Annotated in this window: 11 protein-coding genes; 4 read left to right on the forward strand and 7 right to left on the reverse strand. The window is 41.9% G+C overall.

Translation table 11 applies throughout. From position 1 onward, the window contains the following. Positions 1–2 precede the first annotated feature (2 nt). On the forward strand, positions 3–956 hold the full coding sequence (puuE, locus tag ACXAD4_RS20530) for an allantoinase PuuE (RefSeq protein WP_475243778.1): 954 nt from the start codon (positions 3–5) through the stop codon (positions 954–956). A 13-nt stretch (positions 957–969) separates the two neighbouring features. Here puuE and ACXAD4_RS20535 read toward each other — a convergent pair whose 3' ends face one another. Both ACXAD4_RS20535 and ACXAD4_RS20540 read right to left on the reverse strand, forming a co-directional pair. Then, the gene (locus ACXAD4_RS20535) at positions 970–2,217 is read right to left on the reverse strand and encodes a PGAP1-like alpha/beta domain-containing protein (protein WP_475243779.1); all 1,248 of its coding nucleotides are present in this window, start codon (positions 2,215–2,217) and stop codon (positions 970–972) included. 113 nt (positions 2,218–2,330) lie between these two features. Beyond that, positions 2,331–2,645, reverse strand: coding sequence for a hypothetical protein (locus tag ACXAD4_RS20540; RefSeq protein WP_475243780.1), 315 nt, complete (start codon positions 2,643–2,645; stop codon positions 2,331–2,333). 609 nt (positions 2,646–3,254) lie between these two features. Here ACXAD4_RS20540 and ACXAD4_RS20545 point away from each other — a divergent pair. Further along, complete coding sequence (locus ACXAD4_RS20545) at positions 3,255–3,575, forward strand: hypothetical protein (protein ID WP_475243781.1); 321 nt, start codon at positions 3,255–3,257, stop codon at positions 3,573–3,575. Between the two features lie 2 nt (positions 3,576–3,577). On the opposite strand, the gene ACXAD4_RS20550 is transcribed toward ACXAD4_RS20545, so the two are convergent. From ACXAD4_RS20550 to ACXAD4_RS20565, 4 genes are all read right to left on the reverse strand, one after another. Then, positions 3,578–6,424, reverse strand: a complete 2,847-nt coding sequence (locus tag ACXAD4_RS20550) for a helix-turn-helix domain-containing protein (RefSeq protein ID WP_475243782.1) — start codon at positions 6,422–6,424, stop codon at positions 3,578–3,580. A 243-nt stretch (positions 6,425–6,667) separates the two neighbouring features. After that, positions 6,668–7,678 (reverse strand): phosphotransferase, encoded by a 1,011-nt coding sequence (locus ACXAD4_RS20555; protein WP_475243783.1) that lies wholly within the window; start codon positions 7,676–7,678, stop codon positions 6,668–6,670. A 332-nt stretch (positions 7,679–8,010) separates the two neighbouring features. Continuing rightward, on the reverse strand, positions 8,011–8,553 hold the full coding sequence (gene sigZ, locus ACXAD4_RS20560; RefSeq protein WP_475245601.1) for an RNA polymerase sigma factor SigZ: 543 nt from the start codon (positions 8,551–8,553) through the stop codon (positions 8,011–8,013). A gap of 137 nt (positions 8,554–8,690) precedes the next feature. After that, positions 8,691–9,404 carry a glutathione S-transferase family protein gene (locus tag ACXAD4_RS20565; RefSeq protein WP_475243785.1) on the reverse strand — a complete coding sequence of 238 codons (714 nt, stop codon included), beginning with the start codon at positions 9,402–9,404 and terminating at the stop codon, positions 8,691–8,693. 206 nt (positions 9,405–9,610) lie between these two features. Here ACXAD4_RS20565 and ACXAD4_RS20570 point away from each other — a divergent pair, with 206 nt between their 5' ends. Further along, positions 9,611–10,585 (forward strand): helix-turn-helix domain-containing protein, encoded by a 975-nt coding sequence (locus ACXAD4_RS20570; RefSeq protein ID WP_475243787.1) that lies wholly within the window; start codon positions 9,611–9,613, stop codon positions 10,583–10,585. A gap of 98 nt (positions 10,586–10,683) precedes the next feature. Beyond that, positions 10,684–11,901, forward strand: a complete 1,218-nt coding sequence (locus ACXAD4_RS20575) for a serine hydrolase domain-containing protein (protein WP_475243788.1) — start codon at positions 10,684–10,686, stop codon at positions 11,899–11,901. A 141-nt stretch (positions 11,902–12,042) separates the two neighbouring features. Here ACXAD4_RS20575 and ACXAD4_RS20580 read toward each other — a convergent pair whose 3' ends face one another. Next, positions 12,043–12,393: a DUF3332 family protein gene (locus tag ACXAD4_RS20580; RefSeq protein ID WP_475243790.1), complete on the reverse strand. Its 351-nt coding sequence runs from the start codon at positions 12,391–12,393 to the stop codon at positions 12,043–12,045. Positions 12,394–12,650 lie beyond the last annotated feature (257 nt).

Raw genomic sequence — 12,650 nt, forward strand, 5'->3', positions numbered from 1 at the left:
CCATGAACAACGATGACGCACTTCTATCGCAAAATGCTACCCTCAAACCTCGTGATATGGCCGGATATGCAGGCAAGCCGCCACACGCGAACTGGCCCAATAATGCTAAACTTGCGGTACAGTTTGTACTGAACTTCGAGGAAGGTGGGGAGAACTGTATTCTTCATGGGGACACCCACTCCGAGACTTTCTTATCTGAAATCGCCGGGGCGGAAGCCTACCCAGATCGCCATATGAGCATAGAATCCCTGTATGAATATGGCTCTCGCAGCGGGGTGTGGCGCATATTCAACGAATTCGAAAAGCGCCAGCTCCCTTTGACGATTTTCGCCATCACTACCGCGCTTGAACGCAACCCGGCGGTAACCCAGGCGATAATCGACAATGGCTATGATGTGGTATGCCATGGCCTGAAGTGGATCCACCACCAAAATATGCCGGTTGACGAAGAACGGGAACATATGGCGCAGGCACTAACCCGTTTGGAAGATATGCTGGGCAAGCCCGTTGTCGGTTGGTATACCGGCCGGGACTCAAAGCACACCCGCCAGTTACTCGCAGAGCACCCAGCAATCCTGTTCGACTCTGACTACTATGGGGATGACTTGCCGTTCTGGACCACCCTTGATACCCCAACGGGCCAAAAGCCACATCTGGTGGTGCCCTACACCCTGGACGTCAACGACATGCGCTTTTCCTCACCTTACGGCTTCAGCCATGGCGAAGAGTTCTACCAATATTTGAAAGACACATTTGATTGCTTGTACGAAGAAGGGGAAACCTCACCGAAGATGATGTCGATTGGCATGCATTGCCGGATTTTGGGTAAACCTGGGCGGATTCAGGCACTCAAGAAGTTCCTTGATTACATCAACGGGTTTGACGATATCTGGGTGACTACCCGTACCGATATCGCCAAGCATTGGATAGCGAATCACCCTGCTGATAGGAAGTAAAGCCAACTAGGACTTAGCGCAACCACATTTCAATTTGCTGGGTGACCTGCGGGTCGCTGAGCAACTGGTTGTGGTTCATTTCATAAAATACTTTCTGGGATGTCTCAGCAAACATAAGGTGTCGCTCGTCAACCGAGTGATACCCCAACGCACTATTTAGTGGAACGAGACCATCGCCAACCAGTCTTTCAGCTAACAAACTTCTTTTACTCGCCGTTGTGGCAGCGATAGTGAAACAGTCGATGTCGTTTGGCAAAGGCACCCCAGACCGCTCGTCAGGCTTGTTTTGGAAACGATCAGTACCTTGCCAATCTTCATCAACGACATAGCCGTAACGAAGGTCGGTGATACCTGAACTTCGTAGGTTGCTAAGAAGGTTAAATGGCGCTGTATAGGGTGTTTTACTCAAAATAACACCCAACTTATTTCCCAAACGCTCCAGAGGTGCGCCATGGTGAGGAGTCCCAAGAAATACCATTTTTTTCACAGCATTGGGCCATAACGCTTCCTGAGCTTGGCCATAATGCACGGCACTTCTCGACACTAACCCGCCCATGCTATGGGCAATAATTGAGAGCTCTTCTACGGGGACAGGCCAATTTTTTACAAGTTGCTCCAGCAAGTCAGATAATTGCCTGCCATTTTGCGACGTATGCAGCCCGGTATTATAACGAAGATAAACAGGGGTATAGCCAAGCGAGGAAGACAGATGCTGACCATGATCGATTTCTACCCCGCCATGCTCCCCTCGCCAGAGGCGATCATTCATGCACAGCCCATGGATCATCAGCAGTACTTTCGACGTGGCTTGTGGAATTTGGTCGACATGTAAGTCATCTAAAGACAAAGGCTCTTGCTGGTGATAGAAACTCATCGGGATCGCAAATTGACTGTTCTGCTCGACCAACCTATCCCCCATCACACCGTTAAGGGCTGACAGCACTGAAATACGCTCAATAGTCTCTGGCTTACCTTCATCGAAGGACTCAAGCCAAGGTTGATATTTCTCCAGAACTTTATCGAACCCACTCCCAAGTAGCTCGGTTATTTTATAGATGTTCTTGTACACAAACCCTGTGATACCCCGGGTACGGTCCGGGGTAGAGCCACCCGGCACTCCCATCGTACGCCAAACTGACTGATGGACACCTTCAGCGATTCGGGTTGCACTCACTGTTGCTTGCGTTGCTAGTTGCCCAATCCCACGAAGATCGGAGGCGTAGAAATGCTTAAAGCGTTTTTTTGATACTTGAGTAGCCACTAAGAACTCCATTTCGCGTAGTTATAGGGGGACTAACGCATAGTGAAGCAATAATCTAGAAACATGAACCTAGATTCTTCACATTCCGGTAATTAAGGTGATTAATTGCCGTTTTAGAGCTCATATTTTCTTTTATCTGCTTGTTGCTCACAACAAAATGAATCTACTAACTCACCCAGATCAACAAGACCCGACCATGAGTTATCAAAGGTGTCATCAATCTCACAAAACAGTTCACCATATACAGTATTCGGTGCTGCGTGCTGAACCACCCTCTCATACAGAGAAGGAAGATTAAATGCGGTCAGATACATAAAGCTGCCTAATATAACCCACAAACTAACAGATAGTAGAATGTTAATCATCATTTCAACGCTATTACTAAAATAAGATATGAAATGTTTAAGCTTACTTACCAAATCAACCATCTTATTTAACACCCAGTTTATTGTACAATAACCTAACATATACTAAGGCGAAAAATAAAAAAGAATCTTCTTCGTATCTACTACCCGAAATAGTTAACATTTAGAAATACAGCCTAAAATCATTTCGATAGAAACACAATCAAACATTTAATGTGATCCCGAGATAATACTTGATGTTTAATATAAATAGGTATAAATGTAAAATATCATATAAAAGTTTAGGTGTTTGAGATGAAGTACTCTGTGATTAGTAATGAATATACCACAATAAATAATGTCATTGGCAGTGACATAACCCCAAATGAACTAACTGTTGATTATCAGGTATGTAATCATAAACTATCAAGCAATGTATATCGTCCGGAGATGCTAATTTCCGTTTTCCCAACACCAAGGTTCAAAAGCGACCAGGCACTCGTGTCACTGTACGAGGCGCCGTTAAACGGTTCCAATGATTCTGTGCATAAAAAGATTACTAAACTTGACTGCAACCGTGACATGTCCAATAAGCGCCACATGATCACTTTATCATTTATCAACAATAAGTATCGTTACCCATGTTCTCTGTTACTAAAAAATGGTCATACAACGATAATTAAGCAGTTCTGTATGCTAAATCTTAATCATATAGATAAAACAGATAGAGGTTTTTTATTTAATATTAGTTACAAAGCTTTACCAAGAGAGCATGATATAATACCTAATGATAAAATCAGCATCTATGATTTGACAGGCAAACCGATATTACTGGCATCTGAGAGTATTAAAAACAGTTCAAAGTCATCACGCATAAATATATTTATCGAACATTTAACGCCAAACACCAAGCTGTCAATCAACTATTACCTTGGAGGACTACTTTCAAATTGTGTCGCAAAACAGCAAGTTAATATTATAAATACTTGCTGTCTTAATAATAGATTAATGTAAAGCTAGTTACAGGTTAAGCCGTGACTTAACATAATCCTCTGTTTTAGAAGCGGTGCACAGGCTTTGTGATTAATCGCATCTGTTAACCAATCTTTTGTATTATCACCACACAAAGCCTTTAATGAATATAATTCAGGTAAATAACATTCAATAGAACTATTTGTAGTGATATTTATAGCTTCATTAACAATGTCTAACGCCAATTCAGGATGATTATCAAGCAGTAATACTTCAGCGATAACTATTGAGTAGACCGAATAAGTTATATGGGCTAAACTACTCAATAACCACCTTTTATACCCTATAACTATCTGCTCTATGTGCTGGTCACAAGGTTGTTGTACATACCTTGCCCACCCTTCAAAAACGTGCGCGATTCCTATATAAAATGGAAATGACTCCTCTTCAGCTAACTGCCTAAGTTTACTCGCATAGATCAATGTTGACTTACTGTCTCTCTGTTGCCAAAAATACCATGTGCAAACATGTAAAGCAGCAGCCTTGCTAGAAGAGTGACTCGATGTATCAGCAATTGTTATAACCGAAGATAATATCTCCGCTTGTTCAGGTAATTGCTGTAATCCACTAGACAATAACGAATAATAAAGTGAAATTAATCTTGGATCTTGACCTTGAATAATAATACCATCATCAATAAAACCATCATTAAAGTAACTTTGAGCTTCAGCAGCCTGTTGATAACATTTTTCATAGTTACCAAGGTAAAAGGATGTATTACTCAACAAGCTTAAACTAAGCATAGTCAACTGATCATCTTTGTATTTTTTAGATAAATCCAACGCTGAATAAGCTATCCTACTTGCTTCTTGTACACGCATATCAAACATGGCCAACATCCACTCGCCACATAGTGATTTGATTATTTTCCCAGTGTCAGTGGAACCTTTGTAATAATCCACTATTTCTTGATACAAGTCTTCCATGACGGGAGACATAAATCCCTTTTTTGAATTATGTATCGATGCTAAAAAGAAAATCATTTCGACATCCAGATCTACAATTTGACTATCTATTTCTTCATTATTGTTAAAAGAAGAATCTTTCCTCATTTCCAACAAGTAATCACGAGCTTGATTAAGGTATATTTCTGACATCTCGCACCTATTATTTTTAACTTCGAGAAATGCCAAATACTTCAGATATAAAGCAACACTAAGTTTATCGTTAGAATTCTTATATTGCTGACAAATAAACTGAGCTTCTTCAAAAGACGGTGAGAAGCTACTCATTTCAAAAAATCTAGCAATATTCAAATGAAGGTCTTTCTTTTCTTTCTCATCCATAAGTTGTAAGGTAATCAGTCCAAACGTTTTATCAATCAATTCAAACTTGTTATCTTTAATAACCTTTATAATATTAACTTCGTTAAGATATTCAAAGTTAGGAATATAACCTAACATATCACAAGCCTGTTGCTTTTGAATAGGAACACTTGCGGCTGCTGATAATTGAACTAGTTTTAAATCATCCAAATCAAGAGAATCTAATTTTTGCTCAACAACATATAATAAAGTATCCGGATAACCAGTTCCCGTATAACTTTTTAGTAATAAATTGAGATATAGTGGATTACCTTGAGATAACTGCTGAATAGTAGTCAGTTCATCCTTGCTAAATTGTGGATACCATTTATGCTGTTCGGCACACTCATAAGATCGTACGTAAGGCAAGTTAAAAACACAATCAAATGTGAATTTATTCAATGTAACATCCAAAGACTTAGGATTTATCGCTGCAATTAAACTGATAGATTCGCCATGATTTCCATCGGATAGTAGCATCAACCAGTGTTGAATTTTTGTATCTGAGAAATCAAAATTATCCAGTAGTAAAACCAGCCTTTTCTTTAGGTTATAACTTGAATTTTTAATTAACTCTACTATGGACTCAAAGCAATGTTCGCCATTTGAAAAATCAATCAATAAATATGGTACTTCAATATTTTCACAATGGATAGCAAGCTCTATCAACATCCTTGTCTTACCTAGGCCATTGCCAGCACAAACCAGAGAACGGAAGGAATTACTTCGATTATCAATATCATTAATTTTACTTTTAATCTCAAGTAATTCTTTTTCTCTACCAAGGATTGGGGTATCAATATTTCTCAAAATTTTATTATTTTTTACTAACCACAATGAATTTGGATGCGACAACTCCAGTTTTTCATAGTCAAACTCAAGCTCGAACAATGACTTAACTTTCTCATCTACAAACATATTATTTGCTGTTATTAAATTCATCAGATGTATTGTGCAAGTTATTACTTCATTATTGATATAAGGCTTTTTTTTACTGATGCGAAGAAATTGTACAACTGAGAATACAGGTGAGAGAAAACTAGAATGTTCTTTTTGGCATTCAAACAACCTGTTAAATATAGTAAGTGACTTGACTGGCAATCCTTTATCTGAAACATAGTGTTGATAGTTAATCCCTACAAAGATCATATTTCTGTGCTTTTCAACAAATGTTGGTTGGCATCGGTTAATTTTACGGAGAAAGGCCTCTTCCTGCTCAGAATTCGCCATTTTTACAGTACAAACAATATGCCGCTCATTAATTGAATCTTTTTCAACTACAGGCTTTTCTTTTGCTACTGTTATCGCTTGTAACTCATTGGCTTCTAGCCCAAAAAACGAGGCTAGATTCTTCAATGTACGGTATGTTACCGGCTTTTCAGCTTCAGCTCGCTTTATGGTGGCAATAGAAACTCGGCGTTTTTTCTCAGCAGTGGCTTCTACCAATGCTTCCTGGCTGAGTCCATGCTCCCGCCTTAACTGCTTTAATTTATTACCATTTAGCTTAATCTGACCGTCTTTTACCACTGCAACCTCACTGCAAAACGAAATTTACTACTGCAAAGGTGAGGTTATTCAATTTCAAAATATCTTTATCGAGGGATATCACATTTTTAGCGTACTTATGCTTATATAAAGCATCTATTTGGAAACCAAATCATTCAGCGGGTAATATTCTGTAACCAACCCTCGGATAAAGTAAATAGTAATATTAATATAACTAATGAGTCACATAAGCCATATGACTGTAAACGTTCCCATATTGAGTTGCTATAACTCGCTATGCCTCAGATTAATATAAGCCTGTTCAACTAACGACTCTGTATAGCTATTGATCTTCCAGTGCCCTGGACTCCAACCTTTAATAAACCGTTGGAAATCCGCCCAAGCCACGCAATACAAAGGCCGCCATACCCGCTCGACATCGTCACTATCTATCTCCGAGTGATAATCAGACAAAGCCTGTTTCAGCGCCACAAAGTACTCATCAAGGTACCCTTCTACTTTACGCTGATTTCTCTCCACGCTTTCACTGAAGTCCAGCACACTGCTGAGGAAAAGGCTGACATCCTTCATACCACAGCCCCCGCCCACATATTGGAAATCAACCGCGGCGACAGCTGTACCCTCAGGGGTAAAACAGAAGTTAGCCAATTTGGCATCACCGTGCACTAACGTCTGATACTTGCATTGCGAAAGTATGGTATCTAACTGAATGGCTGCGGCTTTGAGTGCTTGGTCTTCAAGCACGTCCAACTCATCCGGTCGGGTAGCCAAATGCCAATATGTTCCAGTTTGCCACAGTCCTTTGGTTTCAATGGCTTTGTCTTGAACCAGATATTGAGCATGAAACTGAGCCAACCAGCGTAGGCAAGCCAACATACTAGGCTGCTCAACACGCTTATGTACCTCGCAATATCCCAGCGTGTTCAAATCCTCCAGCACCAACAAAATTTCATTCTCTTGTTGTTCCATCAGCAGGCACTTGGGTACTGCGGCATGACAGTCGTTGGCGTTATCTTGATACCAATTCACTTCAACCTGATAAGAATCCAGTTTGCGCTGGTGTGAACGTGAGGTATTCCAGCCTCTTGGGTGATCCTTTGGCTGAGGCAACAGAATGTATTTCACAATTACAGAGGTGCAGCGACCACCTTCAAGGTGTAACCGCACCAACTCGCCATAACCGCCCCACAGGTTTTGGATATGCTCAACATTCGCGACTTTGTTAGCGCCGATGGACTGAATGACTTTCTCAATGATATTTGATGGGATATTCATAATTAAAAGCAGGTTTTTAGATCCTGGATACTAGTTCCTAGTTTGTGGGTTCTGGGTTCTGGGTTCTGGGTTCTGCAACTTATGTAAAAGCATTTCATATCAGGCTCTTGATTTTCACTCTTCCTAGGAACTAAGCTCTTTAGCTCTTATTCTTTTTCCAGGATCCGCTCTTCCCAGATTCTAGGTTCTGCATGCAAATCCCAAATACTTACAGCTTTTATAAGTTCTTTAGCTCTTATTCTTTTCCCAGGACCTAGGAACCAGGATCCGCTCTCCCCAGATTCTAGGTTCTAGGTTCTAGGTTCTAGGTTCTAGGTTCTAGGTTCTAGGTTCTAGCATTTATTCCTACACTTCTTCCTTTGTTCGAAGTCGATAATATTACCATGGCTATCGACCTTCATCTCACAGCATTCACTAAACAGACGGTTAAGTTTTTCCCGGCTCTTTTGGACACGTGATTTCAGTGTCGAGTACTTCATTCCATGCTGTTCGGCATAATCTTTCTGCGAAGTGCCATTGATTTCAATCGCGCTCAGCAGCTGCGCGTCCTCTTCCGGCAAAGCTTGGATAAACGGCAGAATACAGTGGGAAAGCTGACGGTGGATACTCTCGCCACCCTCGGTATACCAAAGCTCATCTTCGGTAACACCTTTCCCTCGTGCCCGCTTACGGTAAAAGTCGATAATGGTGTTATTGGCTAATTGAAACAGCCAAGACTTCAACTTGTTCCTGTCTTTTACCGTACTGATCTGCTGGTAAGTCTTGATCAGAATGTCCTGCAGCAGATCATCCACATCATCCGGACAGGATACATTCGATTGTAAAAATCGCTTCAGGCTTGTCTGGTATTGCAGCCACACATCCTCAATACGAATCGTACCTTCCGGCAACACACTCTCAGGCATCTCTTTCTCCAGCACAGCGACTCTCCAAGGCTACTAACCTCCAACGTGAAAAGGTTATGGGCATCCCCATAACCTTTCTGAATAGTAAATTAAGATATGACTAAACGTTAGCCGCAACAACTGCTTGTGGCACATGTTGTGCTGTTTTGCAGCTCATTGCCTGTCTTGTGATGATTATCTGACAAATAAGTATCTGATAGATAAAAATTGGTGAAGTGCTGCTCGAAGTCCTCAGCGACAGTTTGCTCAACCAATCCAGATGCCATAACCGCCGTTTGCCATGCCTGCGTTTTCGGTAAGCCACACAAGAAATCATAGCCTGTATGCTGCTTGATGATGTGGGCTCGATGCAGCAATGGCAGCCAAGCGATATCAACATTGCCGATGCTATCCGCTTTAAAGAAGCGCGATTGACCCGACAATTGTTTTTCTACCTTGGCAAAGGCGGTAACAAACTTTTCATTACGCTGCTCAAAGGTTGCCTTGTCTTTGCTACTCATGGTTCCACACTGAGCCATGTAATTCTTGGCCCCGAGGTAACTCCAAGCTCTATCAAGTGCGCGTTGTTCGTGAGTCACCCCTGTCTCTAGCGGGCCATACTGATCCTCAATGTATTCAATGATGGCATCAGACTCGAACAGAGCCGTACCCGATTCAGTAATGAGCAAAGGGACTTGGCCATTCGGGGAGATATCCAAAAACCACTGTGGCTTGTCCTTGAGGCTAATGTATTCAATCTCATAAGGAATCTTGCGGGCCGCCAAGGCTGAAGTCACGCGCTGGACAAATGGGCAGATTTTGAAGCTAACAACTTTAAGCATCTCGAACTCTCTTTGATAGTTTGTATACCCGTAAGACGGGCACCATCAGGAAAAGACGAAAAAAACTAAAAATATTTTCATCTCACAGAACGAATACTCTCAGTTCATTCGTAAAATAACCGAGTCGTGAATAACCATGCACCATTCAGTTATCTTCAAGGTGAGTTAGCATACAGTGCCAGCATCATTCACCACCAAAATGGATCATGAGTTCTCTACCCGTTTGCCGAGCAGCGCTTAGTGTACCTTTTCTCCAGTTTCTCGATGAAAATGGCCGCGATCCATCACCGCTGCTAAAGCGCTTGCGCATTGATAAGAAGACGCTGACAACACCAACATTGTACCTGCCTTCACATGTCGTCAGCCTGATTGTCGATTCGGCCTCTAAAACAACGGGGCATACTGATATTGGCTTTTATGCTGCACAGTATGTAAACAACCAAGCCCTTCACCCAGACTTCCAGCAGCAACTAGCCAGCAGCGAAGGGTTGACTGATTTCCTTGATAGCTTGATCTCATTCCAGCACCTGCAGGGGTCTCACTTCAAGTTGTGGTTTGAATACCTCAATGGTGAGCTAAAAATATGCCACCAGAGCTCGCTCAAGGCGACCGACAAAAGCTATGAACATGCCAATGAGTTCACGACCTTCCTGATCATCAAACTATTGAAGGATCAGTTGGGTGCATCCTGGCAGCCTAGCTATCTGGCCTTCGACCACCAAAGCGTTCCTAAAGCTAAGATTGTTGGTCAAACTGCAGAAAAAAAAGTGTTTTATGGCGCGGAATGCAGCTACATACCGGTCAGCTTGAATGTGGCTGACTTGCAACCCTTTAAACGCCATCCCGACCAAAGGCTCGGGTGCTCAATGGCAAGGGTAAAAGGTGTGGTTGATACTTTCTGGCAAGAGGAGCACTTTGGCATTGATTTCGTTGCCCACCTGTTTGGGGTTTCGGAACGAACACTGCAACGATTATTCATCCAGCATGACACGTCATTCCGGGACTACTTCAACCAGAAGAAGATAGAAAAATCGATGCTGTTGCTCCAACAAGGGTACAGTGTTCAGGAGGTGGCAGAAAAACTCAATTATTCAGATCCGTCCAACTTCTCGCGGGCAATGAAGAAGCACCTCAATCAGACCCCGACTCAGTACCTAAAAAGCTTGTCACTAGTCTCCTAGCTTCAAGCTCTTTTGCGCTCAAGATGTCGTAATGTGATAGGTTAATTCTGCTCCCACCTCGCTATATTGCTGTTTTCAATAACACTCGCGAGGTTGAAATGATAAAACATAGTATCATTGCCCTGGCCATAGCCAGCACGGCTGCCACAGCGGACATCTCCACTGAGACCGAACAAGAATATATCGCAGATTTCTCCCTACAGACCTTTATGTACCCGAGCGAACAAGCCTCATGGTACTGGCAAAACTTAGACAAGGTACTGCCCTTTGCCACACTGGAAAAAGATTCTCAATCGAAGCCTTTACAGAGAAACCTGATACCGCTAGAAAATGTTCACCAAGCCAGTTTCAATAACCAAAACTTGGGCTCGCTGCTAACAGGCAGTAACCCGTCTGTTAACTCGATGATGATCATCCAAAACGGCAAGGTCATCTTTGAACACTTCAATATGCCCTACAGCAGTCAACATGTCTGGATGAGCAATGCTAAATCTGTTGTTGGATTGTTGATGGCGTTACTTGAGGAAGAAGGCAAACTCGATGTTTTACAATCCTTATCAGCCTATATGCCGGAACTTAGCAATACAAGCTGGGGACAAACCCGAATTCTAGATATCTTGAATATGCAATCTGGGATGGATGCGGAAGAAAACGATACAGCCAGAGCTAACCCAGCATCCCACATCACCAAACTCTTTTTTGCTGAAATCGAAGCCAAAGGTGATTACTACCAGACTTTGCTAGATATTCCACGCAAGAGCCAAGCCGCCAAAGCATTTGAGTACAGCTCGGCCAATACCCAAATCCTTGGTCTATTGATTGCCAAAATCGAAGGTAAACCTTTGTACCAGGTGATCAATGAAAGGATCTGGTCGAAGGCCGGTATGTCCGCTAATGGGTATATCACCTTGACACCCGACGGCCATGAAGTAATCCATGGCTTGATGACATCCAATACTGAAGATATGGCCCGGTATGCCATGCTTTACACCGATGCATGGCAAGCGACTTCCAATGAACGGATAGTTTCACCAGAGGTTATTCGAACCATCCAGCAATCAGTAACACCCGGCGTGTATACAATGAGCCCTGCCTCAGAGCAATTCATTGCGATGACTGCTGATGAACCACTCGGGGGAAGCTACCAGTTTGATGCCATATGGGCAGATGGTGATATGTTCAAAGGCGGGATGCGCGGCCAAGGCATTTATATTACCCCCAATAAAAATACCGTGGCAGTCTGGTTCAGTAATCGGATAGAAAAGTACAATGTTGCTGGTTTCATTCGCAACTTTGTGAAAGAACTAGAAGATTAAATAAAAAAATCCCTTACATAATATGTAAGGGCAAAAGGACCTAAGAGTACTATTATTATTTTCCAAAGAATCGAAATCAACCCTCATAAATAACCTGATTATCTTTAAAGTTTAATCAGAAAATTATTGCAGATATCGATTTTATTCAGACGTGCTTAATTTTATAGGAGCAGAATGTAGCGACTCATCAATACTGCTATTGACATCCAACCACGTATCCGTTTGAGTATCAAAGATATGAGGCTGACCGCTAATTGGATTTTCACCTGTCCAAAACTCCAATGAGTTCAATACCAAGTAATCCGCCCCTACAGTTACCGCATACAATGGTGACATCGCCATATTGAGGCCGCCACGGGCATATCGGTTATCTACAGCTTTTACGTTATATTCCATTAACTTAGTGGTAGCCACATTACTACCTACGCAACCAGTTAACAGCGCAGAAGCGATACCCATCACTACACATCGTTTAATAATATTGATAGCCATACAACTTATATTCAAAGGCAAGTTTATCGACGTGGGGAATACTACTGATTGCTCAAATATGATCTAGCGACAAGCACAATATTTGTTAGCCGGGTTGCAACTTTAACAATCAAATATTAAGTGTCGCAAAATGACCTGTACAAGTTAAATAATAAAAAAGTGAAATATTGATTGAATTAATTATGAAAAAATATTTATGCAAACCATCAATGGCTCGACTTATGAGCTTCGCTTTCTATTTGAAGAAGGCCAACTTA

It is taken from the genome of Photobacterium sp. AWH4_225 (assembly GCF_056158405.1).

Excerpts from the sequence above, each read along its gene's own strand:
- ACXAD4_RS20545 (WP_475243781.1), top strand. The coding sequence starts at position 3,255 with ATGCTAAATCTTAATCATATAGATAAAACAGATAGAGGTTTTTTATTT.
- ACXAD4_RS20555 (WP_475243783.1), bottom strand. The coding sequence starts at position 7,678 with ATGAATATCCCATCAAATATCATTGAGAAAGTCATTCAGTCCATCGGC.
- ACXAD4_RS20575 (WP_475243788.1), top strand. The coding sequence starts at position 10,684 with ATGATAAAACATAGTATCATTGCCCTGGCCATAGCCAGCACGGCTGCC.
- ACXAD4_RS20580 (WP_475243790.1), bottom strand. The coding sequence starts at position 12,393 with ATGGCTATCAATATTATTAAACGATGTGTAGTGATGGGTATCGCTTCT.
- ACXAD4_RS20570 (WP_475243787.1), top strand. The coding sequence starts at position 9,611 with ATGAGTTCTCTACCCGTTTGCCGAGCAGCGCTTAGTGTACCTTTTCTC.
- ACXAD4_RS20565 (WP_475243785.1), bottom strand. The coding sequence starts at position 9,404 with ATGCTTAAAGTTGTTAGCTTCAAAATCTGCCCATTTGTCCAGCGCGTG.
- puuE (WP_475243778.1), top strand. The coding sequence starts at position 3 with ATGAACAACGATGACGCACTTCTATCGCAAAATGCTACCCTCAAACCT.
- ACXAD4_RS20540 (WP_475243780.1), bottom strand. The coding sequence starts at position 2,645 with ATGGTTGATTTGGTAAGTAAGCTTAAACATTTCATATCTTATTTTAGT.